This is a genomic window from Candidatus Enterococcus avicola, from assembly GCF_047470845.1.
Lineage (GTDB): Bacteria > Bacillota > Bacilli > Lactobacillales > Enterococcaceae > Enterococcus_D > Enterococcus_D casseliflavus.
Genome location: NZ_JBLGTY010000002.1, coordinates 101,214 through 126,065, shown reverse-complemented (window position 1 = coordinate 126,065; position 24,852 = coordinate 101,214). Strand labels below are relative to the sequence as shown.

Annotated in this window: 25 protein-coding genes and 1 tRNA gene; 13 read left to right on the top strand and 13 right to left on the bottom strand. The window is 44.4% G+C overall.

Annotation, left to right across the window (positions count from 1 at the left end; all coding sequences use genetic code 11):
* Window positions 1-2: 2 nt before the first annotated feature.
* Genes ACI3E5_RS02695 through ACI3E5_RS02685 form a run of 3 tightly spaced genes read left to right on the top strand, consistent with a single transcriptional unit; the run spans window position 3 to window position 2,063 of the window.
* On the top strand, window positions 3-851 hold the full coding sequence (locus ACI3E5_RS02695) for a class II fructose-bisphosphate aldolase (RefSeq protein WP_325816074.1): 849 nt from the start codon (window positions 3-5) through the stop codon (window positions 849-851).
* On the top strand, window positions 851-1,543 hold the full coding sequence (locus tag ACI3E5_RS02690; protein WP_249850389.1) for a triose-phosphate isomerase: 693 nt from the start codon (window positions 851-853) through the stop codon (window positions 1,541-1,543). Before ACI3E5_RS02695 ends, ACI3E5_RS02690 begins: the two co-directional genes overlap by 1 nt.
* A gap of 4 nt (window positions 1,544-1,547) precedes the next feature.
* Window positions 1,548-2,063 (top strand): YjbQ family protein, encoded by a 516-nt coding sequence (locus ACI3E5_RS02685; protein WP_005227898.1) that lies wholly within the window; start codon window positions 1,548-1,550, stop codon window positions 2,061-2,063.
* Between the two features lie 102 nt (window positions 2,064-2,165).
* Here ACI3E5_RS02685 and ACI3E5_RS02680 read toward each other — a convergent pair.
* Window positions 2,166-2,238: transfer RNA gene (locus tag ACI3E5_RS02680), tRNA-Thr, on the bottom strand.
* Window positions 2,239-2,364: 126 nt separating this feature from the next.
* Between ACI3E5_RS02680 and ACI3E5_RS02675 the strand changes: the two genes are divergently transcribed.
* Window positions 2,365-2,601, top strand: coding sequence for a hypothetical protein (locus ACI3E5_RS02675; protein ID WP_005227896.1), 237 nt, complete (start codon window positions 2,365-2,367; stop codon window positions 2,599-2,601).
* Window positions 2,602-2,775: 174 nt separating this feature from the next.
* Here ACI3E5_RS02675 and upp read toward each other — a convergent pair whose 3' ends face one another.
* The 9 genes from upp to ACI3E5_RS02630 form a co-directional block, all read right to left on the bottom strand.
* Window positions 2,776-3,405, bottom strand: coding sequence for a uracil phosphoribosyltransferase (gene upp / locus ACI3E5_RS02670; RefSeq protein WP_005227894.1), 630 nt, complete (start codon window positions 3,403-3,405; stop codon window positions 2,776-2,778).
* A gap of 248 nt (window positions 3,406-3,653) precedes the next feature.
* Window positions 3,654-4,898, bottom strand: coding sequence for a serine hydroxymethyltransferase (glyA, locus tag ACI3E5_RS02665; protein WP_317738403.1), 1,245 nt, complete (start codon window positions 4,896-4,898; stop codon window positions 3,654-3,656).
* An 81-nt stretch (window positions 4,899-4,979) separates the two neighbouring features.
* Window positions 4,980-6,008 carry an L-threonylcarbamoyladenylate synthase gene (locus ACI3E5_RS02660; protein WP_142973548.1) on the bottom strand — a complete coding sequence of 343 codons (1,029 nt, stop codon included), beginning with the start codon at window positions 6,006-6,008 and terminating at the stop codon, window positions 4,980-4,982.
* A gap of 176 nt (window positions 6,009-6,184) precedes the next feature.
* Complete coding sequence (prmC, locus tag ACI3E5_RS02655; RefSeq protein ID WP_060791560.1) at window positions 6,185-7,042, bottom strand: peptide chain release factor N(5)-glutamine methyltransferase; 858 nt, start codon at window positions 7,040-7,042, stop codon at window positions 6,185-6,187.
* Complete coding sequence (prfA, locus tag ACI3E5_RS02650) at window positions 7,035-8,108, bottom strand: peptide chain release factor 1 (protein WP_005227884.1); 1,074 nt, start codon at window positions 8,106-8,108, stop codon at window positions 7,035-7,037. The genes prmC and prfA overlap by 8 nt, the downstream gene beginning before the upstream one ends.
* Before the next feature lie 3 nt (window positions 8,109-8,111).
* Window positions 8,112-8,696, bottom strand: a complete 585-nt coding sequence (locus tag ACI3E5_RS02645; protein ID WP_005227882.1) for a thymidine kinase — start codon at window positions 8,694-8,696, stop codon at window positions 8,112-8,114.
* Between the two features lie 136 nt (window positions 8,697-8,832).
* Window positions 8,833-9,414: a GNAT family N-acetyltransferase gene (locus tag ACI3E5_RS02640; RefSeq protein WP_434236582.1), complete on the bottom strand. Its 582-nt coding sequence runs from the start codon at window positions 9,412-9,414 to the stop codon at window positions 8,833-8,835.
* A 99-nt stretch (window positions 9,415-9,513) separates the two neighbouring features.
* Window positions 9,514-9,903 (bottom strand): GNAT family N-acetyltransferase, encoded by a 390-nt coding sequence (locus tag ACI3E5_RS02635; protein ID WP_231435895.1) that lies wholly within the window; start codon window positions 9,901-9,903, stop codon window positions 9,514-9,516.
* Between the two features lie 2 nt (window positions 9,904-9,905).
* Window positions 9,906-10,427 (bottom strand): AAA family ATPase, encoded by a 522-nt coding sequence (locus ACI3E5_RS02630; protein WP_060791562.1) that lies wholly within the window; start codon window positions 10,425-10,427, stop codon window positions 9,906-9,908.
* Window positions 10,428-10,519: 92 nt separating this feature from the next.
* Here ACI3E5_RS02630 and msrA point away from each other — a divergent pair, with 92 nt between their 5' ends.
* Together msrA and ACI3E5_RS02620 are read left to right on the top strand one after the other, a co-directional pair.
* Complete coding sequence (gene msrA / locus ACI3E5_RS02625; RefSeq protein ID WP_060791563.1) at window positions 10,520-11,038, top strand: peptide-methionine (S)-S-oxide reductase MsrA; 519 nt, start codon at window positions 10,520-10,522, stop codon at window positions 11,036-11,038.
* 162 nt (window positions 11,039-11,200) lie between these two features.
* A complete protein-coding gene (locus ACI3E5_RS02620) occupies window positions 11,201-12,265 on the top strand; it encodes an iron-containing alcohol dehydrogenase family protein (protein WP_060791564.1) in 1,065 nt (354 codons plus the stop codon).
* 150 nt (window positions 12,266-12,415) lie between these two features.
* On the opposite strand, the gene ACI3E5_RS02615 is transcribed toward ACI3E5_RS02620, so the two are convergent.
* Window positions 12,416-13,210: an HAD family hydrolase gene (locus ACI3E5_RS02615; protein WP_325167341.1), complete on the bottom strand. Its 795-nt coding sequence runs from the start codon at window positions 13,208-13,210 to the stop codon at window positions 12,416-12,418.
* A 312-nt stretch (window positions 13,211-13,522) separates the two neighbouring features.
* Between ACI3E5_RS02615 and ACI3E5_RS02610 the strand changes: the two genes are divergently transcribed.
* The 7 genes from ACI3E5_RS02610 (at window position 13,523) to ACI3E5_RS02580 (ending at window position 21,587) form a co-directional block, all read left to right on the top strand.
* A complete protein-coding gene (locus ACI3E5_RS02610) occupies window positions 13,523-14,980 on the top strand; it encodes a TrkH family potassium uptake protein (RefSeq protein ID WP_228074059.1) in 1,458 nt (485 codons plus the stop codon).
* Between the two features lie 198 nt (window positions 14,981-15,178).
* Window positions 15,179-16,528, top strand: coding sequence for a Mur ligase family protein (locus tag ACI3E5_RS02605; protein WP_060791565.1), 1,350 nt, complete (start codon window positions 15,179-15,181; stop codon window positions 16,526-16,528).
* Window positions 16,521-17,192: a type 1 glutamine amidotransferase gene (locus tag ACI3E5_RS02600; RefSeq protein ID WP_005227859.1), complete on the top strand. Its 672-nt coding sequence runs from the start codon at window positions 16,521-16,523 to the stop codon at window positions 17,190-17,192. The genes ACI3E5_RS02605 and ACI3E5_RS02600 overlap by 8 nt, the downstream gene beginning before the upstream one ends.
* 187 nt (window positions 17,193-17,379) lie before the next feature.
* The gene (locus ACI3E5_RS02595) at window positions 17,380-18,972 is read left to right on the top strand and encodes an alpha-glucoside-specific PTS transporter subunit IIBC (RefSeq protein ID WP_498820753.1); all 1,593 of its coding nucleotides are present in this window, start codon (window positions 17,380-17,382) and stop codon (window positions 18,970-18,972) included.
* A gap of 13 nt (window positions 18,973-18,985) precedes the next feature.
* Window positions 18,986-20,317, top strand: coding sequence for a 6-phospho-alpha-glucosidase (locus ACI3E5_RS02590; protein ID WP_060791567.1), 1,332 nt, complete (start codon window positions 18,986-18,988; stop codon window positions 20,315-20,317).
* 63 nt (window positions 20,318-20,380) lie between these two features.
* On the top strand, window positions 20,381-21,154 hold the full coding sequence (locus ACI3E5_RS02585; protein WP_010749064.1) for a MurR/RpiR family transcriptional regulator: 774 nt from the start codon (window positions 20,381-20,383) through the stop codon (window positions 21,152-21,154).
* A complete protein-coding gene (locus tag ACI3E5_RS02580; protein WP_005233546.1) occupies window positions 21,147-21,587 on the top strand; it encodes a hypothetical protein in 441 nt (146 codons plus the stop codon). Before ACI3E5_RS02585 ends, ACI3E5_RS02580 begins: the two co-directional genes overlap by 8 nt.
* Window positions 21,588-21,643: 56 nt before the next feature.
* On the opposite strand, the gene ACI3E5_RS02575 is transcribed toward ACI3E5_RS02580, so the two are convergent.
* Window positions 21,644-22,474 carry an endonuclease/exonuclease/phosphatase family protein gene (locus ACI3E5_RS02575; protein ID WP_498820752.1) on the bottom strand — a complete coding sequence of 277 codons (831 nt, stop codon included), beginning with the start codon at window positions 22,472-22,474 and terminating at the stop codon, window positions 21,644-21,646.
* 93 nt (window positions 22,475-22,567) lie between these two features.
* Window positions 22,568-24,742, bottom strand: coding sequence for a PTS transporter subunit IIBC (locus tag ACI3E5_RS02570; protein WP_060791569.1), 2,175 nt, complete (start codon window positions 24,740-24,742; stop codon window positions 22,568-22,570).
* Between the last annotated feature and the right edge of the window lie 110 nt (window positions 24,743-24,852).

Sequence of the window (24,852 nt, the reverse complement as noted above, 5' to 3'; positions counted from 1 at the left end):
CTATGTTGGTCACAACAAAAGAACTATTCACACATGCAGAAAAACACAACTATGCATTACCCGCAGCAAATTTTTTCGACTTAACTAGTGCAAGAACATACGCGGAGACTGCTGAAAGTTTGAACAAACCTTTGATATTGGCCTTCGCTCAATCCCATATGAACATGTTGACTTTAGAAGAGGCTGCCATGATTGGAAAATTTTTAGCAAAAAAAAGCACTACACCTATCGCTCTGCACCTAGATCACGGTACCGATGAAGAGGTCATCAAAAGAGCCATTCATTTAGGTTTTACTTCCGTAATGATCGACGCTTCTGAGGAGTCATTCGAAGAAAATGTCCGTCGGTCAAAGGAGATCGCCGATTACGCTCATAAAAATGGTGTCGTTGTTGAAGCGGAAATCGGGCACGTTGGGTCGGAAAACAGTCTGGAATCAGCCGTAAATAGTCAATCTATTTACACAGAACCTTCTGAGGCTGTTGCATTTGCCAAATTAACCGGTGTTGATTCGTTGGCAGTTTCTATTGGCACCTCTCACGGACATTATCAAGGGATACCCAAAATAAATTTTGACGTTTTAAATGAAATACACCATGCCGTCAATGTTCCTCTTGTTCTGCATGGCGGATCCTCTTCTGGCGATGAAAACCTTGAAAAATGTGCCTTAGAAGGTATCCGTAAAATAAATATTTTTACGGACTTCGTCACTGCTGCTATGAATGAAATTCACAAAAATCAACCAAATGACTATTTCGATCTACTTCACTCAGCAAGCAATGGAATGTCCAAGACACTCGAGCACTATTTTAAAGTCTTTCATACCAAATCTTATCGTGAAGGAGAAAGCTAATGAAAAAAAGAACTTTAAGAACGCCATTCTTTGTCGTCAATCCCAAAGCCTATCTTTATGGAAAACAAGCATTGGCATTGGCAAAAGCTGCTGATGAGTTGTCGTCTTTATATGACATCGACATTCTATTTACTGTGCAGCAAGCAGACGTTTCTCTAATTAAACAGGCAACAACACATTTATTCATCACTGTTCAACATTTAGACGGAATCGAAATCGGTCGAGGAATGGGTTATGTTTTACCCGAAGCAGTGGCAGAAGCCGGTGCTGAAGCTACCTTTTTAAACCATGCTGAACACCCCATGACATTGCAAGAACTGACTAAAGCGATGCAACGCTCAAATGAATTGGGAATTTTAACAATTGTTTGTGCGAATTCATTGACTGAAGCAAGAGCCGCAGCTTCCCTAAAACCCGATGTGATGGTTTGCGAGCCAACAGAACTAATTGGGACAGGACAAACCAGTGATCTTCAATACATGACGGAAACAAATCGTGTTGTTCGTGAAATTGATCCAGAAATCCTAATTCTGCAGGCAGCTGGTATATCTAGTGCTGCCGATGTTGAAAAAGCTTTGTCGTCAGGGGCTGATGGCACTGGTGGGACAAGCGGCATTGTGCAAGCAGAAGATCCAGTTCAAACCCTTACAGAAATGATCAAACAAGCGGTGAAGTATAAAAAGGAGGATTAACACTGTGAAATTTTTAAAAGAGCAACTGACGTTAACTTCTAACGGGAATCGAGTGTCTTACCACAACATCACAGAAGAAGTGAAAACGATGGTTGAAAAAAGTGGAATTTCAAATGGAATCTGTCTCGTACAGTCTCCTCATACGACCTGTTCGGTTATCTTTGAAGAATACATGCATGATACAGACTTTAACGGAGATGAATTTCTTCAAGTTGATTTAAACCGAATTCTCGATAAGATTATTCCTCGTGAGTTATCAGAAAATACCGATTACCGTTATCCTGGACCAAAGCATTTAGAATTTTTGATGAGTCTGGACGATCCAAACTACCCAACAGATCCAGCAACGATTTTAAACGGCGATGCACATATTCGCTCGAGTTTTTTCGGTGCAAGCGAAAGCTTTATTTTAAGTAACGGCAAGTTAGAGATCGGTTCCGTAGGCTATATCTATTTTGTTGATTTCGATCAAAATCGTGTGCGAAATAGGACATGCCATGTAATGCTAATGGGCGAATAAAAACAGTTACCGGGTAAACCAGGAAAAAATGAGATTACTTATCGCATGCAAAAGAAAAACCATGAATCCTCTAAAAGAAGATTCATGGTTTTTCATTTCTTATGCCAGCTGCAGGATTCGAACCTGTGACCTACGCGTTACGAGTGCGTTGCTCTACCAACTGAGCTAAGCTGGCGTTGTATGGCACAAAGAAAATTATATGCAAAAACGGTTGTTTTGTAAAGAGGTCTGCTGAAAAAAATCTACTTACTGAAATTTTCCGAAAATTGTGATATAATAGAAGTATCAAGGAGGTTTTTACATGGCAACATTTGGTAAATTCGAAACAACAATTGTCCCGTCACAAGAAGGTTCAACGTTTGAGGTCGCTACTCCTGTCATGTTCACGTTCCATGGGAAGAAACAAACTGGTACCATCACAAAGCAGTTGAAAAACTCTGCGGTGGTCGAGCTGAACGAAACCCCAGAAAACCAGAAATTAGTTTCGCAAAGTAATGGTGTATTGATCATCAATTACAAACAATTAACCAAACTATAACCCGTTTAATGCAAGGAGAAAATCAGTTGATTTTCTCCTTTTTTCATTGTCTGATTTTATGAAAAGCTAAAAAAAGCCATGGATAACCGATCGAACCGTTTTGGCTGTCGATCTTCTTCCATGGCATCATTGACGAGGCAAAACTTCAGTTGCCTTTGTCTTATTTGTATTGATTTATTTTGTACCGAATAGACGGTCACCGGCATCGCCCAAACCAGGAACGATATAGCCGTGTTCATTTAGGCGTTCATCAAGATTTGCAGTATAGATGTCAACATCTGGATGGGCATCTTGCAATGCTTTCACGCCTTCTGGTGCAGCAACTAAGCAGACGAATTTCATGTTTGAAGCGCCGCGTTTTTTCAGTGCGTCGATCGCCATGATCGCTGAACCGCCCGTAGCTAACATTGGGTCAACGATAAATAATTGACGTTCATCGATGTCTTCAGGTAATTTTACGAAGTATTCGTGTGGTTCTAGCGTTTCTTCATCACGGTACATCCCGATATGACCAACTTTTGCGGCTGGGATCAATTCAAGGATACCATCAACCATGCCTAGACCTGCGCGCAGGATCGGAATGATCGCTACCTTTTTACCAGATAGTGTTTTTTGTGTTGATTCTTCAATTGGTGTTTCAATCACTAGATCTTCAAGCGGCATGTCGCGAGACACTTCATACGCCATCAACATTGCGATTTCATTAACAACTTCACGGAAAACCTTTGTTCCACAGTTCTTGTCGCGGATCATTGTTAATTTGTGTTGGATCAGCGGGTGATCGATTACTTGAAATTTACCCATTTAAAAAAATCTCCTTTGGTTTTTCTCTTATTTTAAAGCAAATCGGCTCTTGTTACAACCATCTGCCACAGGCAATACTGCTTTTCCTCAAAAAAAGGATTGTGTTAGAAGGAAGGAGACAAGACGGCATGAAAAGCGCCTCTGCGTTCATTCTAGCCCCTTTTTCACTTTCGGTGATCAAAGAGCTGTAGCGCAGGAAAAACGCTTGAGACGTCTTGTCTGACCTTAACTTCTGTCACAGTCCCCTTTTATTTATTTTTATAAAGTGGATAGTTGTCCGTCAATTCTTTGACTTGCGCCGTGACTTCTGCCAAAACGGCTTCATCATTTGGTTTTTCTAAAACTTTGACGATCAATTTCGCCACTTCGACACAATCTTCTTCTTTAAAACCACGACTAGTGATCGCTGGTGTCCCCACGCGAATTCCACTCGTTTTGAAAGGACTTAATGATTCGAAAGGAATCGAGTTTTTATTGACGGTGATATTGACTTGATCCAGCAAAGCTTCTGCTTCTTTGCCGTTCAAATCAAAGCCGCGCACATCGATCAATAATAGGTGATTGTCTGTTGCACCAGAGACCAAGCGGGCATGTGGTGCTTGGTTGAAGACTTTCGCCATTGCTTGTGCATTGCGGATGACTTGCTCAGAGTACTCTTTGAACGACTCATCTTGTGCTTCTTTAAAAGCAACAGCTTTCGCTGCGATCACGTGCTCTAATGGGCCACCTTGGATACCAGGGAAAACGGCACTATTGATTTTTTTCGCTAAGTCTTCATCATTTGTTAAAATCAAGCCGCCTCGAGGGCCGCGTAATGTTTTATGGGTCGTAGAAGTCGTGATGTCCGCATAAGGAACTGGGTTTGGATGAAGACCAGCCGCTACTAAACCAGCGATATGCGCCATATCCACCATCAATTTTGCGCCAACTTCATCAGCGATTTCACGGAACTTCGCAAAATCGATTGTACGTGAGTAAGCACTGGCACCAGCAACGATCAGTTTCGGTTGATGCTTACGCGCCAAAATACGAACGACATTGTAGTCGATGACTTCTGTTGCAGGATCAACACCATAACTAACAAAATTATAGGTCTTGCCGCTGAAATTCACTGGTGAGCCATGAGTCAAATGACCGCCTGCGGAAAGATCCATCCCTAATACTGTATCGCCTGTTTCGATCAACGCTAAATAAGCTGCTGTGTTGGCTTGAGAACCAGAATGCGGTTGAACATTGGCATATGCCGCACCGAAAATACTTTTCGCCCGTTCAATTGCTAAGTTTTCTACCACATCAACAAATTCACAACCGCCATAGTAACGACGACCTGGATAACCCTCAGCGTATTTATTTGTCAAAATACTACCTTGCGCAGCCATTACACCTTCTGAAACGATATTTTCAGACGCAATCAATTCCAAATTGTTTTGTTGACGATTCGTTTCTTTTTCGATCGCTTGCCACAATTCGGGATCAAACGTTTGATAATCCATGCTTACAACACCCCTTTACCTTAATGGTAGCATTGTATCACATTTCTTCATAAGCTACCTATAATGAATTCTGGTTTTTTGCTAATTTTCTTGAAAGAAACTTTGATTTGCAGCTTTTTTCAACCGATTCATATAAGCAGCCCCTAAGCCGCTTTCTGGAAACGTGGGTGCAAATAAGACATCTAACTCAGCAATCGATTCATCTAACGCCCGTAAACCAGCAAACAGCCCTTTTGTCGCGGCTTCCACACTGTCATCAAAAAATAAATAGATGGCTGCAGCTTCAAAGCGGACTTGCTCGGCGATCGTTGGTCCAGCTAAAACCCCTACCTTAAACTGCTGTTCTTTTGACCAAGCCATGGCTGCCGGCCAATCTTGGTCATTGACCATCATGACGTTGGTATTCGGTGCATAGTGCTTGTATTTCATGCCCGGCGCTTTGGGTGCTTCACTTTCTGTTACTAAGTGCTGATCGACGAGGACTTTTGTTTGTAAAACTGCTTCAAGCTGTTCTTTAGAGATCGCACCAGGACGTAAGATGATCGGCGGCGCCGTTGGGTCACTCAAATCTAAGACCGTTGATTCGACACCGATCTGCGTCACCCCATCATCCAAGATGCCAGCGATTTTGCCTGCCAGATCATGCTGAACATGCGCAGCTGATGTTGGGCTTGGTTTACCAGAAGTATTAGCGCTAGGGCCAACCAATGGCTGTTGGGCTTGTTTGATCAACGCTAACGTCTTGGTGTTGTTTGGCATCCGAAAAGCCGCTGTGGATAAGCCGCCAGTAACAATGCTAGGTAAACTGTCTTTTTTGATCGAAAAGATCAAGGTTAAGGGCCCAGGCCAGAAAGTTTCCATCAATTTATCAGCAAAAGGATGCTTGTTATCCACAAACGGTTCCAACTGCTCTGGCTCGGCAATATGAACGATCAAAGGGTTGTCACTAGGTCGCCCTTTGACTTGATATACTTGCGCAACAGCCGTGGGCAAAAGCGCGCTAGCCCCTAGTCCATAGACGGTTTCCGTCGGGAACGCCACCAATCCCCCCTCAGCTAAAATAGCTGCTGCTTCGTTCAACTGTGTTTGATCAAAAATTTTTGTTTCCACAATTTATCCACATCCTTTTTTGAGAAGTTTCCACACTTATCAACATTTTCTCGTTTCTTTTCCACATTTTGTGGATAAGTCGTTTGTCAAGTGTGGATAACCCTGTTTATAACTCGGTTTATTTAGAAGTCGTTCATTTCATAAGGTTTTTGCAATTTTTCTGTAGCAAAAAAAATTTATTTATCCACATCTTGTGGATGACTGACGAACACCATCCGGTCTTGACCCGCAAGATCTTTTACTACAGTGACTTCTTTGTTGGGAAAAGCGGCTGCAAAAAGCTGTTGAACAGCTAATCCTTGCTGAAAGCCGATTTCTAGCGCCATTTGCCCGTTAGGCGCCAAACAATTCGGTGCTTGCTGTGCCAATTGCTTATAGATCGCCAATCCTTGTTCTTGTGCAAAAAGCGCCATTTTAGGCTCTTTTTCTCTTACGCTGATATCCATCAGCGGCCACTCTTCAGCGCTGATATACGGCGGGTTGGAAACGATCAGATCCCATTGCTGATCTGCCACGGGTTCTAAGGTATCTCCTTGGAAAAAGCGAATCTCCGCGCCTAAGGCTGCCGCATTTTCTTTAGCAACGGCTAATGCCTCTGCTGAAAGATCCACGGCACTTACGGCCCACTGCGGACGTGCCAATTTTAAGGCAATGGCGATCGCTCCAGTACCTGTGCCGATATCTACGACTCGCAGCGGCTGATCTGCTGGTAATTTTGCCAAACACTTTTCCACCAGCTCTTCGGTTTCTGGACGCGGGATCAAGGTTGCAGGGGTCACTTTTAAGCGATGCCCATAAAATTCTTCATACCCTAATAAATATTGCGGTGGTTCATGCTGCAACAGCTGTTCAAGATCTGCTGCGATCTGTGCCTCATCTTCCCTTAAGATGGGTTGGTCCATCTGCAGCAGCCAATCGAGTTGCTGCCAGTTTTTTCGCTGTAAAAACAGGTATTGGATCGCATACCCGTCCAGCCCTTTCGTTTCTAAAAAAGAAGAAGCCCGTGAAAGGACTTCTCGATAGGTTTTAGCCATTTTGCATCTCATCTAATTTTGATGTTTGATCGTAAACGATCAGTGCATCAACAATTTCATCGAGTTTTCCAGCTAAAATTTGATCCAATTTTTGAATAGTCAACCCGATACGGTGATCTGTTACGCGGTTTTGCGGGAAGTTATAGGTGCGAATCCGTTCAGAACGATCGCCGGTACCCACTGCTGATTTACGGTTTGCGTCGTATTCGCTTTGTGCTTCTTGCTGCATTTGGTCATAGACCCGTGCTCGCAAGACTTTCATCGCTTTCTCACGGTTTTTCAGCTGTGAACGCTCATCTTGCATCGCAACAGCGATCCCTGTTGGCAAGTGAGTCAGACGAACAGCAGAAGCTGTTTTGTTGACGTGCTGACCACCAGCACCAGAGGCATGGTAAATATCGGTCCGAATATCTTTGTCTGCGATATCGATTTCGACTTCTTCAGCTTCAGGCATAACCACGACCGTTGCCGTAGACGTATGGATTCGGCCTTGTGATTCGGTAGACGGTACCCTTTGCACTCGGTGGGCGCCACTCTCATATTTCAATTTTGAAAAGACGTTGTCGCCAGTGATCATCATGATGACTTCTTTGTAGCCGCCGATCCCAGTGACGTTGGCATCCATGACTTCGACTTTCCAGCCTTGGTTTTCCGCATATTTTTGATACATATTGAAAAGATCGCCAGCAAATAAGGCTGCTTCATCGCCGCCTGCTGCACCACGGATCTCCATGATGATGTTTTTGTCATCATTCGGGTCTTTTGGCAATAACAAGATTTTGATGCGTTCTTCTAAAACGTCTTTTTCTTTTTTCAAGTCAGAGAGTTCTTCTTTGGCCATCTCAGCCATTTCTGCATCTAGGTTTTCCCCAAGCATTTCTTCAGTGTCCTTGATTCCTTCAACGACTTCTTTGTAACGGCGGTAGACTTCCACCGTTTCCCGTGTATTGGCTTCTTCTTTTGAAAGCTGCATGAAGCGTTTGGTGTCAGAGATCACGGCTGGATCACTTAGTAATTCGCCTAATTCTTCGTAACGGTCTTCGATTGCTTGTAACTGATCGTACATTGATTATTCTCCTTCTTTTTTCATTCCCGGGTGAAAGTAATGCTTGCGGCAAACTGGATAATACGCTTCATTGCCGCCGATTTGTACTTGATCGCCCTCGTAAACGGGTTTTCCGTCGATATAGTGCAAGTTCATGGTTGCTTTTTTATGACAGAACCAGCAGATGGTTTTCATCTCTTCGATTTTATCTGCGTAAAGCAGCAAGTATTTTGAGCCTTCAAATAATTCATTGCGGAAATCATTTTTCAAACCAAAGGCCATCACAGGGATACCTAGCTCGTCCACGATTTTGGTGAAAGCCAACACGTGATGCTTCTTTAGGAACTGTGCTTCGTCGATCAAAATACAATAAGGTTTGTAACCGAGGTCTTTGATCAAATGGAACAGATCCGTTTCATCAAAAATCGGGATCGCGTCTCGTTCTAAGCCGATGCGACTCGAAACATTTCCCACGCCGCTTCTGGTGTCCAATCCACTTGTCATGATCACGACTGGTTTGTCTTGTTCTTCATAGTTGTGAGCAACTTTCAGTATCTCGATCGTTTTCCCACTATTCATTGCGCCATATTTAAAAAAAAGCTGTGCCATCTCGCCCATCCTTCCTCATACTCCTTTGGTATTATACTTGAAAAAGGAGAATTTTTACAGACTTAAATTCGACACCTGCCGCCTTTTACGCAAGAGTTTTACGAAAAATTAACGGATTTTTTGCCGCCGCCATCTCTTACTCGTTTCTGGCTTTTTGAGCAACTTCTGCCAATACTCGACAAGCCAGCGGATATTCTGGATTTTCATTCCCATTGATATCCGTTGCAATGATCACAAATCCGAGCTGCTGATACAGCGTGATTGCTACATGGCTCCAGGTTTGCGTATGAAGATACATCGGCTCGTTGGCTGCCTCCAAGACAGAAACGACTTGCGTGACCAAGCCGCGAGCGATTCCTTGACGTTGAGCTTGCGGCATTACTGCTACCCAATGGACTAGTGGAACCGGTGTGCCGTCTTGCTTGGCTTTTTTCCAAGCGGTAGCCGTACCGACCGGTGTACCTGATTGATCAAGGGCAAAAAACATTCGTTGGCCTAGCTGTGCTTGATCGGGCATAAATTCCTTTTCAAAATACGCCAATGCCTCTGCCTCATTGTCAAACTCTCCGACGGATGTTTCAATCCGTGCCCAGTGCCTTTCGTCTCCTGCTTGGTAGCTGCGTAGCGAATAGTTATCGGATTGAATGGGCTGGATCGGTGTGCTTTTGTGTGCTCGCTTCATCCAGATTTCTGCATATAGAATTGATTTATCTAACATTGGTTGTGCCTCTCTTTCATTGGTTTTTCCTTGTTCAAAGGTTTATTTGAGAATCAATTTGGAATCAATCATGTAATTTCTTTACTAGAAAAATTTCTGTTAGCTGATTTTGCGTATGGGCGATTCTCCCAATTTCATCATAGCCCAATCGCTGATAAAAATCAGGCGCTTGAAAATCAAAGGTTGCCGTCTGACAATTTTCACAGCTAATGCTTTCAACTGCTGTTCAAAAGCAGTAAGAATCTGCTTACCATACCCTTTCCCCCGCTCGGATGCTTTGACCCACAGGATGTCAAGATAACCGATGTGATACATCGAGGCATAGCCAATGCCACCAGCAATAACCATCCCCTCTTTTTTGATTACACAACTGAAGCTCTGATAGGTTTCTGTTTGCGTAAATGGTTTTTGGTGCTTTGTATACGCTGTTAACGCTGATTCTAAAGCAGCCAATTCTTGCTCGTTTCCTTGTTCAATGACTAGCGCCACAGTCAATCCCGCCTTCTTATTTCTTCATAGTCAGCCATGATCTGATTGACCGTTTCTGCTATCGTTTGCCCTTCTTTAATCAGCCTTTCCTTTAAGGACTCCTGCGGGAAAAGCAAGTCACGCTCAAGCCACCATTCACGCATGTTCTCCTCGGAAAAATGGTCTCTCTGCATTCGGGTCTGATGTCTTTTGACCGTTTCCTCGAAAGAAAGATCAAAATAATAAACTAGCTTTTTTTGGGGAAAGAGTTTCATTAGAAAGTCGAGAAAGTCTTGGTATTTTTCACGAGAATAAATCCCCTCAACAAGTATCATCGGCACTTTCCCCTTCGCATATAGGACAGCTTCTTTCATCAAACCGCTGGCTAAATTATTAGGGGTATCTTTGACACAAAAAATTTCTCGCCGAAAAACATCTTGTGAAATCAGCACTGCCTCTTCCCCAAAAACGTGTTGAACAGCTCTGGCAATAGTGGTTTTGCCGCTGCCAGAATTACCTCGAAGTAAAATCAAAATACTTTCCATGCAAACTTCCTTTCTTCATTGCCCTGTTTTTTAAGCATATCTCTTGTTTTTCTCTACTAGAAGCATACCATAGAAGCAAAGGAGGAATACCTATGAAAGATACGGCAATTTTTGCTGGCGGTTGTTTTTGGTGCATGGTGAAACCTTTTGACTCGCAGCCAGGCATCCTCAAAGTGGTTTCTGGCTTTACTGGCGGCCATGTGCCTAACCCAACCTACCAACAAGTAACGACAGGAACCACCGGTCACACCGAAGCAGTTGAGATCACCTTTGATCCTGAGGTCATCTCTTATGAAGAATTGGTTGCCATCTATTGGCAGCAGACAGACCCCACGGATGCGTTTGGTCAGTTTGCTGACCGTGGTGATTCCTATCGTCCAGTAATTTTTTACAATAGTGAAGAACAAAAAGCGATTGCGGAAAAATCAAAGGCGCAGTTGCAAGCTAGCGGCCGCTTTGACCTTCCGATCGTAACGAAGATCGAACCAGCAGAACCTTTTTATCCTGCAGAAGACTACCATCAAGATTTTTACAAGAAAAATGCAGCCCATTACAATGCTTATAGCGAAGGCTCCGGTCGAGCTGGCTTTATTCGCCAAAACTGGGCCTAACATTTTTGGAGCATGCCTCCCGATTCATCATTAACAGCCGATTTGCTCTCAAGGCAGATCGGCTGTTTTCTGTTTCTTTTGCCAAAAGGAAATTGACAGTCAGGGCATTTTCGCGATACACTGATTAGAAAATTCTGACGATTATAAAGGAGTGTTTGTTTGATGTTAGCCAATGAAGTCCGTCCAGGTCCTAATCGGTATATTACTGGCGATGGGGTCTTAGCTGATTTGCCAGAGTATTTAAGTGAGTTCCAAGAAGTTGCCGTGATCACTGGGGAGCAGTCATTCGATGTGTTTTCAGCCTATTACCCCCATTCATTTGACTACCCGATCTACCGCTACGATGGATCATCGAGTTTTGAAAATGCGCAAGCCTTAGCTGAAGCGATCCAGCAAGCGGATGCCGTAGTGGCAATCGGCGGCGGCAAAGTCGCTGATACAGCAAAAATCACCGCCCAAACCCTTGGCGCAGAATTGATCGTGATCCCTACATTGGTTTCTAACTGTGCACCCTTTACCCCGGTGATCGTCGCCTATTACCCCGATCATACGATTTGTAAAATCGACTATGCCAAAAAAGGTGCCTACATGACGATCGTCGACACCCGTTTTTTACTAGCCACACCCGTTGATTACTTTATCGCTGGGATCGCTGATACGTTAGCTAAATATTATGAAATGGAAGCCATCGTCCGCAACATGGCAGAAGACGACAAGACTGCCTTAGTACGGCTAGGTTTCCAAAGCGCTCTTTTGATCAAAAACTTGTTGATTGCCGATGCGATCCAAGCTGTCAAAGACCTAGAAGTCGGGCAGCTGACCCCCGCCTTTGCCCGCATCACCGATGCGATCATTGCTTTGGCAGGCGAGGTTGGTGGTTTTGCAGTCGAATTTGGCCGCACGTCTGGTGCGCATGCGCTGCATGACGGCTTGTCTTATTTGAGTGAGACCCATAGCGTCTTGCACGGCAACAAAGTCGCCTACTGCATTTGGGTCCAGCTTGCCTATACCAATGATTTTGATGTGATTGAAGAATTACGGCCATTTTACGAAGCTTTGCACTTGCCGATGAAGCTGAAGGATCTCCACGTGACACGCCTTGATCGGGATTACTTCGCCTCGGTTCTGACCTATGCTGTCAAAGAAGAAGAAACCTTTATTTTGATCGATCCTGCGATCACACCCGAAAAAGTCTATCAGGCGATTGAAGCGGTGGAGGCGCTGTAAACCGTACACATTGCTAAACAACTTTATATCAAAAAAACTGTTTCCCTAATACATTTCGGAAACAGTTTTTTTATTTGATCAAACAGACACGCAGTAGCGATCCTGGCTGCGCATATTCTTAGCGGTCGACAGCAACTGGCGCATTGCCCATCACTGCACGACTTCACCCAGCAACCCGTTTTCTAAGCAGTAATGATAAATGCCTTCCTCGGCTACGTGACCGATCAATTCATCGGCGATTGCTTTTAACTCATCCGAAGCATTGGCCATTGCGAGACCCCAGCCGACTGCCTCCAGCATCTCAATGTCATTGTTGCCATCGCCAAAGGCAATGGCTTCAGACTTATCCAAGCCATAGTAAGCCAGCATTTTGGCAATGCCGCTTCCTTTCCCACTGCTGGCTGGAATAATATCGACTGCGCGATCCCACCAGGCAGTGATTTTCGCCTCCGTGGTATTTGCCATCACTTTGGCGTAGTCTTCTTTCCCTGAGCCAAGCATCACTTGGAAAATGTCTTGCTGCTGGATCACCTCATCAAAATCTTTTGCCACGATCACTTCTTGGTGGGCAAAGGAAAAATACTCAACTAAATCAGCATCTTTGCCATTAGCAACCGTTCGATCCTTCGTTGCGATCGCTACTGGACGCTTGAGGGCCGTGGCATTTTCAATGATTTGCTGAACATCTTTTTTAGGAATGGGGTTTTGGTGGATCCCCTCGGCTTGATTAAAACAATACGATCCGTTAAAGGTCAAAAACGCATCGAAGGTCACGCCTTCAAATTGCGGCAACGCGATGGGACTTCTGCCAGTTGCAATGCACAACAGGATCCCTTGCTTCTTCAAGGCTTTTAATGTGGCTAACATTCTTTCAGAGATTTGCTTTTTGCTCATATCGATTAGTGTGCCATCAACATCGAAAAAAATAATTTTTACGTCTTTCATGATACTCCCCATTTCCGTCTCGATTTTCAAAAAATTTGATGCGCTTTTTTGTCCGCTTTCTCGCTATTGTTCCGTGCGAATCGTCGCTGCTATCTTTTACTTCTTTTATCTTCTCATAAATTGCCAGCGTTTTCTTCTGAAATCGTGAAATCCTTACTGATTTGCTTCGAGTTTTTAAGTTTCTTAAGCAATCAAGCTGCCGCAAGAACCACAGCCTGATCGTGTCCTCTAACCCAACGACACTTTCCAAAAGCTTTTCCTTGCACAATTTCTGCTGCTCATGAATTCTATCCTGCTTTCTTTCAAATCTACTTGGTTCTTTGGTATACTGGGGATAGTTTATTTAGTGAGGGGTTTTTTGTAATGAACTTTACCCGCTTTGCCCGCTTGACGCAGCGCAGGAGCAAGACGTTTATTTCCCAGAATGTGTCTTCAATCCAAGTGATTGTTTTTTATTATATCGTGATGACAGTGGTCTCTTTGGGCCTTTTTTCACTCCCCTTCTTTCGAGAACCCGGCTCTCATGTCGCGTTTATCGATCTGTTCTTTATGGCGGTCAGCACGGTCAGTGTCACTGGGCTGACTACTTTTCCGATCAATGATGTGTTTAACGACCACGGGGTCATCTTGTTGGAAGTCCTCTTTCAAGTCGGCGGTTTAGGGATCATGATGATCTCGACCTTTTTTGCGATCGTCTCACGGCGCAAAATCAGTTTAAAGCAGCGCCAGTTGATCATGACGGATATGAATCAGCCTAAGCTTAGCGGGATCGTTCGGATGATCCGAACGACGTTTACCATCATTTTAGTTTGTCAGTTGGTAGCAGGTACGATCTTCGCTGTTTATTTTCATCTTTACGGCTATTATGACAATTGGCGAGACGCGATCTTTTATGGGTTTTATCAAGCGATTTCTGCTGTGACCAACTCAGGGTTTGACGTGACGGGCAATTCCATCTTGCCGTTTTCCCATGATTATTTCTTCCTGACGTGTATCATGATTTTGATTTTTATCGGGGGGATCGGATTTCCAGTAATTATGGACTTTCGGGAATGGGTCCTTTTTAAAATGAAAAAACAACGCCGCCGCTTGCCGTTTCGCTTTTCTTTATTCACAAAAATTGCTGTTTTGGCTTTTGTGATCCTCTTTGTCGGCGGTACATTAGCGATCTTTTTCCTTGAGAAAGATTATTTGTTCAAAGATTACAGCTTTAGCGGTATGTGGATGAACAGCATGTTTTATTCCATGACAACGCGGAATGCTGGCCTACAGATCCATGACTTAGGCAACTTTCAAACCACGACGTTGATCGTTTTCTCCTTGCTGATGTTTATTGGTTGTAGTCCCAGCTCTGTTGGTGGCGGGATTCGGACGACGACCATTGCCATCATTGGGCTGTACCTCTATGCCTTCTTGAAAAGTGAGGACAATATCAATATCTTCGGTCGCCGGATCGATCAAGATGACGTCCGCAAATCAGTGGTAGTCTTCATGCTTTCGATGGGCATGTGCTTCTTTTGTGTCTTATTCTTGACCGCCATCGAGGATATCCCTTTGATCGCCATCATTGTTGAAGTTTCCTCGGCCTTTGGAACCACAGGGCTTTCTTTAGGAATCACGGGCGATTTATCAACCATCGGCAAACTCGTGATTGCTCTTTTGATGTTTATCGGCCGTGTCGGTATGCTGTACACCTTGATGTTATTCGTACCAAAAGAAACACGTGACTTAGGCTACGAGTACCCAACGGAAAAAATCATTATCGGTTAAAGCAACAGCAAACCTTCTGCCAGGTTTGCTGTTTTGCTTTTCAAGCCTTTGATCATCGCAAGTAAAAGAGCTATTTATCAGAATGGTCTTTGCAGAAATTTAAAGAATCGCAAAAGCAATTTAACCTTTTTCTTGGTATATGGTATGATAAATTGAATTTGCACAATGAAAGCATTCGCTCTAATGGAGGGTTACATTATGGGAATACGAAGTCATCTGGCTGTTTCAGTCGGTAAGACCTCTCAATGGGTATTAAAGAACTTTTTCAAAGGCGGCTCAAGCCTGCCTGGTAAATTAGCATTAAAAGTTGATCCACATATATTAGATCATTTGGCGAAAGATTACCAAGTCGTCGTGATCACAGGCACCAACGGCAAAACATTGACGACTGCCTTGACTGTCAATATTTTGCGCCAAGAATTTGATGAAGTATTGACGAACCCCACCGGCGCCAATATGGTCCAAGGAATCGTTTCAACCTTTCTATCGGCACGCCCTAAAAAAGGCAAAAAATTTGCGGTTTTAGAAATCGATGAAGCCAGTCTCAGCAAAGTAACGAAGTACATCAAACCGGAATTGTTCGTTTTCACCAATATTTTCCGCGATCAAATGGACCGTTATGGCGAGATCTATACGACCTATAAAATGATCGTTGAAGGTGCCGCAAACTCACCAGAAGCTACGATCCTCTGCAATGGGGATTCGCCACTGTTCAATTCGGTAGCAACTGTCAATCCGCGGAAATACTATGGATTTGATCATTTGCCAGATGAAGAGCAGATGGCCCATTACAATACGGATGGCGTGTTGTGTCCTGAGTGTCATCACATTTTACATTATAAAATGATCACCTATGCCAATCTTGGAAAATACTACTGCCCAAATTGCGGCTTCCATCGACCAGAATTGGATTATAAACTGACGGAAATGACCGCAATGGACAACACCTCTGCTGATTTTGTGATCGATGGCAATGACTATCGCATCGAAGTCGGCGGGATGTACAATGTCTACAATGCGCTGGCGGCAACTGCGGTTGCGGAATATTATGGCGTAGCACCTGCAAAAATCAAATCTGGTTTGGCCTATGACGAAAAAGTCTTTGGTCGCCAAGAAGTGATCCGCATCGGGGACAAAGAATGTACGTTAGTCTTAGTTAAAAACCCTGTTGGTTTGAACCAAGTCATCGATATGATCGGCCTGTCGCCCTATCCTTTCTCGCTAGTCAGCTTGTTGAATGCCAACTACGCAGATGGGATCGACGTCAGCTGGATTTGGGATGGCGACCATGAAGCGTTTGCCGATATGGGGATTCCTCAAGTGATCGCTGGTGGTGATCGTCACAAAGATATGGCGTTGCGGCTAAAAGTTGCGGGGATCCCTGAAGAAAAAATCATTGAAACCCCTGAACTTGATGACGTCATCAAGCAAATCTCAGACTTACCAACAGAAAAAGTCTATATTTTAGCGACTTACACTGCAGTCTTGCAGCTACGCAAAAAGCTTGCGGAAAAAGGCTATATCAAAGGAGGAATGAGTCGTGACTAAGTATCAACTGAATGTTGCCCACTTGTATGGAAATCTTTTGAATACTTATGGCGACAACGGCAATCTCTTGATGCTGCGCTACGTGGCCGAAAAACTAGGCGTGACCTTCAACGCAGAAGTCGTCAGCATTCACGAGCCCTTCGATCCTGAAAAATATGATCTCGTCTTCTTCGGTGGCGGGCAAGATTTTGAACAAGTGATCGTTTCACAAGATATCCAATCAAAAAAAGAAGCCCTGACCAGCTATATCGAAAATGATGGCGTCATGCTGGCGATCTGCGGCGGCTATCAATTACTGGGTCATTACTACATCGGTGCCAACGGCGAAAAAATCAATGGGATCGGTGCCTTGGATCATTACACCTTAAGCCAAGAAAACAACCGGTTCATCGGTGACATCGTGATCCACAATGAAGAATTCGATGAGACCTATTATGGCTTTGAAAACCATAATGGCCGTACTTTCTTAGGTAAAGGGGAAAAACCATTGGGGAAAGTCATCCAAGGACAAGGAAACAATGGCGAAGACCAAACGGAAGGCGTAGTTTACCGCAATGTGTTCGGCTCTTACTTCCACGGACCGCTCCTCGCAAGAAATGAGCATCTGGCAGAGCGCTTGATCCGCACCGCCCTTGCCAATCGTTATGGCAACGTCGAAATTTAAATACACGTACGTAGCAAACAAACCTGTTTTTCGCAGGTTTGTTTTTTTATGGGAAAATTCCCCGCAGTTGCAACTTCTTCTCTTTGTTTGCTTCTACGTTCCTATGCTTCCTCGCTTTATTGTAACCGCTATCTTTCTTTTCTATACTGAGGTTGTAGTAAAAATTGAAAGGAGATGTTAAGAAATTATGATGGAAAAAGTTCAGCGGTTTGGCGGTGCGATGTTTACCCCGGTCCTCTTGTTTTCATTTTCAGGGATCATGGTCGCGCTGTGTATTATCTTTAAAAATCCGATGCTTGTGGGGAGCATCGCCACTGAAGGCTCTACGTGGTACAACATTTGGACGATCATTGAAAACGGAGCGTGGACGGTCTTCAACCAAATGGAATTATTATTTGTCATTGGATTACCGATCGGTCTCGCAAAAAAAGCCAATGCGCGAGCGGCAATGGAAGCCTTTGTCGTCTATATTACTTGTAATTATTTTATTTCTGGCATGATCGAGTACTTCGGTAACTTCTTCGGTGTCAACTTTGCAGCTGATCCCGGCGGTGAGAGTGGCTTGAAAATGATCGCTGGCATCAAAACATTAGATACTGGTATTATCGGAGCAATTTTTATTTCGGCGATCGTCGTCTATCTTCACAACAAGTTTTTCGATACGAAGCTGCCTGATTTTCTCGGAATCTTCCAAGGCTCTTCCTTTGTCGTGTTCCTCGGTTTCTTTTTAATGCTGCCAGTTGCTTTCTTGATCGCATTGATTTGGCCGAAAGTCCAAGCTGGCATTGGGTCCATGCAAGGGTTTCTAGCAAGTGCTGGGGTCTTTGGGGTCTGGCTCTATACTTTCTTAGAGCGAATATTGATTCCCACAGGTCTCCATCATTTCGTGTATACCCCCTTTGTTTTTGGTCCCGCTGTCGTCGAAGAAGGAATCTCCAAATACTGGATGGCACATTTACAAGAATTTGCCCAATCCACCAGACCATTGAAAGAGCTTTTCCCTGAAGGGGGCTTTGCTTTACATGGCAATTCTAAGATCTTTGCTGCACCAGGGATCGCTGCTGCTTTTTATTTCACAGCCAAGCCTGAGAACAAAAAGAAGGTCTTAGCGATTTTGATCCCTGCCACTTTAACTGCCGTTTTAGCTGGTATCACTGAGCCATTGGAATTCACCTTCCTCTTTATCTCACCACCCCTCTTTGCGGTGCACGCTGTTTTAGCAGCGACCATGGCGGCAACGATGTTTGCCTTCGGGGTCGTTGGAGATATGGGGGGCGGCTTGATCGATCTGTTGGCGAAGGTCTGGATTCCGCTATTTCAAAATCATCGCAGTATGATCTTCACGCAGCTGGTGATCGGGTTAGCCTTTACTGCCCTTTATTTTCTTGTTTTCCGCTTCTTGATCCTCAAATTTAAGTTAGCCACACCAGGACGGGAAGAAAACAATAGCGAAATCAAACTATACACAAAAAAAGATTACAAAGAAAAACAAGCCAACACTGGAACGCCAGTGATTGCTGGTGCCAATCGCTACACCGAACAAGCCGCAGTCTACTTAGAAGGGTTTGGCGGTCGCGACAACATTGATAAAGTCACTAATTGTGCCACTCGCCTAAGAATCACCGTCAAAGATCAAGACCAAGTGCTGCCAGATGACATCTTTAAAGGCGCTGGTGCCCATGGTGTCGTTCGCAACGGCAACGCCTTCCAAGTGATCGTTGGCCTGGATGTGCCACAAGTGAGAGAACAATTCGAAAAATTATTAGCTGTATCAGACTAAGGAGGAAACAAAAATGAAAAAATTTTCAGTCGTGATCGCCGGAGGCGGCAGTACCTTTACCCCAGGAATCGTCTTGATGCTTTTGGAACACTTGGATCGTTTCCCGATTCGCCAAATCAAATTTTACGACAATTTGGAAGAACGACAAGAAAAAGTTGCACAAGCTTGTGAGATTTTATTGAAAGAACGTGCACCCGAAATCAGCTTTTTAGCAACCACTGATCCCGAAACCGCATTTCAGGATGTCGATTTTGTGATGGCGCATATCCGAGTTGGCTTGTATGCGATGCGCGAAAAGGATGAAAAAATCCCTTTGAAATATGGTGTGGTCGGCCAAGAAACTTGTGGTCCTGGCGGGATCGCTTATGGGATGCGTTCTATCGGCGGTGTATTGGAGTTAGTCGATTATATGGAAAAATATTCCCCTGATGCGTGGATGTTGAATTATTCCAATCCTGCAGCGATCGTCGCAGAAGCGACTCGTAAATTGCGCCCTGATGCCAAGATCATTAATATTTGTGATATGCCAGTGGGAATCGAAGAACGGATGGCGCAAGCGATCGGTTTAGCTTCTCGCAAAGAGTTGGTGGTTCGCTATTATGGCTTGAATCACTTTGGCTGGTGGACAGATATACGAGACAAAGCTGGCAATGATTTGCTGCCACAGATCCAGGCGCATGTGGCAAAATACGGCTATTCATTGCCAGAAGAAATCGAAGCGAGCCAACATGCTGATGCCAGCTGGATGCACACCTTTGCCAAAGCAAAAGAAGTATACGAAGTTGATCCATCCACTTTGCCAAATACCTACTTGAAGTATTACTTTTTCCCTCAAGATGAAGTGGCGCACACCAACCCATCTTTTACACGGGCAAATGAAGTCATGGCTGGCCGCGAAAAACACGTCTTTGGTGAATGCCAACGCATCGTAGAAAACCAGACAGCGACTGACACCACGCTTGAAGTGGATGAACACGCCAGCTACATCGTTGACCTTGCACGAGCGATTGCTTATAACACGCAAGAACGGATGCTGTTGATCGTGCCTAACGAAGGAGCGATCGTCAACTTTGATGAACAGGCAATGGTGGAAGTGCCTTGTATCGTCGGCAGTAACGGGGCAGAACCAATCACACAAGGCAAGATCCCTCGCTTCCAAAAAGGATTGATGGAACAACAAGTCGCCGTGGAAAAATTAGTCGTGGAAGCTTGGGCAGAGGGTTCTTACCAGAAATTATGGCAAGCACTGATTCTTTCAAAAGTGGTTCCAAATGCCCGTGTAGCCAAAGAATTACTCGATGAATTGATTGAAGCAAATCAAGCCTTTTGGCCAGAATTACACTAGCCAGCGTTCTTCGCCTCCCCTCCTGGCTTTTCAGCTATACTTAATCAATAAGGAGGGGTTTTTGTGAAATTACAGTATTTGATTCAACAGCACCAATCAGAGTTAAGTGAACTTGATCGTGGCATTCTAAACTACATTCTTTCCAACGGCGACACCGTTCTATCTATGGGGATCGTCGAGCTATCCGAGCAGGTTCACGTCTCCAAGTCTTCTATTTTACGGTTGACGAAAAAACTTGGTTTTTCTGGCTATTCCGAGTTCAAATATTTTCTACGGCATCAGCAAGAACAGGCAACAACGATTTCGCAACAAAAAACGATTTTTGAAAAGCAACAAGAGGATATTTTCGCCACCCTCAACTATGTAAAAACGGTAGACTTAGCTGCCCTCAACCGCTTGTTTGACCGCAGCAAAACCATCTACTGCTACCCAACTGGGTTTTCCCAAAAGAAAGCACTGGAGGAGTTTTCCAAAATGATGCTTTCTATGGAAAAACGAGTGATCGTATTGCCGAACAAAACGGAATTTGATATGGTCATGCCGATGATCACTGCCGAAGACTGTGTGATCATCGCCTCACTGAGCGGCGAAACAGAAAACGTCAAAGAGAATCTGACGACGTTTGCGATTCGTCAGATTCCCGTTTTGACATTGAGTGCGCCAGGAGATAATTATTTTGCTCGCCATTCAACGTTTCACCTGACCTATTATTGCGATTTTTTTCAAATCGGTCGCAAGAAAATCCCTAGCCAGTCTTTGATCGGACTAAGCTGCTTGATTGATTATTTGATCCGTTCCTACGGACTATTCACTTTACAGGAGGGCAACCATGACTAAACGAAAATGGGCGTTTCCATTGATTTTACTGAGTTATTGGCTTTTGATCGCCGGTGCTTACTATCTTTATCTTTCCTTGACTGCCTTCAACCATGGGATGACCTTTGCCCAGTACCTCAACTCGCAACCGTTAGCCGCTTTAGGGGTCTTGTTAAGTAGTCTCCTTTTGCTGCAAGGGGCTTGCCTGTACTTTATTCAACGGTTTTCCATGAGTAAAAAAGGCCTTTTGGGTCAGTATTTATTCCTGATCTTCTTCCAGCAGTTGCTGACAGCGAATGTAATCGGTGCAGGACTCGTCTTTTTTACAAGAAGAAGTCTTTCGAGTCAGGAGGAAAACGCAACTTGGGGCGAAAAGAGTTTTACCTACGGGGCATTAGCATTCATTCTTTTATTGAGTTTATTCTTTTTCCTCCTTGTTCGATCAGCGATTTAACTTCCCCAAAAAGAAAAGCAGTGCCGATTGGCACTGCTTTTTTGCTGTCGCTTCTGCTAGTTTGGATCTGTTTTTGAAGCAAAAACCACTTTGATTCCAAAGTGATCGCTGACGATCGGAGTACGCGTTCCGTCAAAAACGACTTCATATTCCGTTGCTTGCAAGTCTTTGGATGCAAAAACATAATCGATCCGCAATGCTTCTCGATTGTCTTGCCAACCATCAATGGCTTTAACGACAGAGGCTGCACCGATCGTTTCGGTAGCCGTTAAAAAGCTGTCTTGCAACTGTAAGGAGCTGTCAAGGACGAGTTGATGACCAGAGCTGGCCGCATCGTTGTTGAAATCTCCTAGGATCAATAAGGTATCTGCCCGTTCTGCTAAAAATGCTTCTGTCTGTTGCCACTCGTAGGCAAATTTACCGTCTTGCCACCAAGAAAAATGACAGCTAACGACTTGTACGATCTGTCCATCGGCTTCAGTCACGCCGCTCAGGTTTTTGCGTGTGGTATGATCCCAGACATCCGTGGCTTGTGAAGCAAGGTATTCTTTGGCAATGATGGGCTGTTTGGACAATAAGGCATTGCCTTCGTGGTAAATGTCATAGCCTACGTGACTGTAGGTCCATGACCAGTAGTAATCACAGTCTAACAGTTGCAGTTCTTCCACTAGGCGTAAAGCAAAATTGTCCTCCTTGATTTCCACCAGCGTATCTGTGGGGCAATATAGCCCATCAGGAACGATGGTTTGAGCAGCGATCGTTTGGTTGACTTCTTGCAAGGCGATGATGTCATAGTCGCCTGTTGCAATCTCTTGTGCGATCATCTTGCATTTTTCTAGCTGATTTTCTTCTAACCAGCTATGGGTGTTCAATGTTAATACCTTCATGAATAAGGCTCCTTCTCTCGGTTTGCTTGTACGATTCCTTTAAAAAATAAAAGAGAGCGGGTCAACAAAAGAGTCGACCCGCTTGTCATTTTATTATAGTTTTACGATTCCAACAACTGCGGCTGCTTGTTGCTTGCCGATTTGGGTCAATTCAAAGGAATCGATTTGATCGCTGTTGGTCAACACTACAACGATGGTGGTGTCTTTGCCAGCAGCACTTACTGCAGCGAGATCCATCTCCGCTAACTTGTCACCCACCGCCACTTGTTGTCCTTCAGTGACAGCTACCGTAAAGGGGGCACCGTTTAAGTCAACAGTATCTAAGCCCATGTGAACCAATATTTCGATGCCTTCATCAGAAAGCAAGCCAATCGCATGTTTCGTTGGGAAGATGTTGGTGACTTTCCCGCTGATTGGTGCGACAACTGTCGTCTGCTCTGGACGCACGCCATAACCGTCACCCATCATTTTTTCCGCAAATACTTGGTCTTTGACAGAGGTGATCGGCATCACTTCTCCAGTGGCAACGGCAGCTAGTTCAGCTGTCACGCCTTGGCTTTGGTGGGTAGTGGTTTCTACTGGTGCTTGACTAGCCGTCGGTTCGGGAATCGTGACACCAGAATCTAAGATATCTTGAATGTCTGATTTTAAGACATCTGCTTTCGGTCCATAAACTGCTTGCACACCGTTGTCTTTTACGATCAAGCCTAAAGCCCCTGCGGCTTTCCATGCTTTTTCATCGCCGACCGCTTCTCGATTTTTCACAGAGACCCGTAAACGGGTCATACATGCATCAACGTCGGCGATATTTTCACGTCCGCCTAATAAATGAATGATTTTCACGACTTGCGAATCTGGGTTCAAATTGCCATCCGCCGAAGCTGTTGCTGGCGCATCGCTGGCTCCTTCTGTTTCGTAGTTGCCGTTTCTACCTGGTGTTGCAAAGTTGAATTTTTTGATCAAGAAGTTGGCCAAGAAATACATCCCAACACCAAAGACGATGGTCACTAACACAAAGTTGATCAAATCTTGTCCTAAGCCGGCATTGATCGCCATTGGAGTACGGGTCAACAACTCGATATTCCCAAAAGAGTGGACCCGTAAGTTGACGATATCCGCCATCGCAAACGCAGCCCCTTGTACGACTGCATAAACGATGTAAAGCGGTACGGCAGCAAACATAAACATGAACTCCAACGGTTCCGTTACCCCTGTCAAGAAGACAGCGATAGCAGCTGATAAATACATAGAGGTATATTTGTGCCGTTTGTCCGCATCGACATTGCGATACATGGCATAAGACAAGCCCATCAAGATCCCAGATGAACCAATCATTTGTCCAACTTTAAAGCGGGCAGGAACAAAGTTTTCCAATAAAAATTGATATTGTGACGTATCGCCAGCATTGCGCATATTCACTAGATCTGTTGCCCAAGCAAGCCATAGTGGGTCTTGTCCAAAGACTTGGGTGCCGGCTTGTGCGCCAGAAAGAATCGTGTAAGTTCCACCTAATTCGGTGTAATTGATCGGGATCGTCAACATGTGATGCAGCCCGAATGGTAAGAGCAGCCGCTCCAAGGTTCCAAATAAGAACGGTGCTAAAACGGGCGCACTTTCTTGTGATTGTGCGATCCATAAACCGAAGTTGTTGATGCCTGCCTGAATGTAAGGCCAAACGATCGATAACACTAATGCGACGACTACTGAACGGGCGATCACTACGAAAGGTACGAAGCGTTTGCCGTTAAAGAAGGAAAGCGCATCCGGTAATTTGCGGAAATTATAGTATTTGTTGTAAGCTGTTGCTCCCACAAAACCAGCGATGATCCCAACAAAGACACCCATGTTCAAAGCAGGTGCTTCTAATACACTAGTAAAGAAGCCGTCGATCATGATCTTCGTCCCAAACAACGTATGGGTAAAGGCGCCTTCTTCGGTTAACATCGCGCTCGTCACGCCAAAGATCGAACCAGTGATCCGATTGATCAAAATAAAGGCGATCCCAGCAGCAAATGCCCCACCAGCTCGCTCTTTAGCCCAACTACCACCAATAGCTAATGCAAATAATAAATGCAGGTTACCAATAATTGCCCAACCAATGTTTTCAATGACGCCTCCTGTAGTGATCAAAAATGCCCAGTCGGCATTGATCATTGGGATCGTTTTCCCAATACTGATCATCAAACCAGCGGCTGGCATAACAGCGACAACCACCATTAGCGCTTTTCCGAATTTTTGCCAAAATTCGAAGCTCAATAATTTTTTCATCTTCCTTCTTCCTTCCCTGAATCGATTTACGCAATCGGTTTCTTAATGATTTCATTCTAACGGAGAAAAAAGATTTTGTAAACCCAGAAATATCAAAAGGGATTCTATTC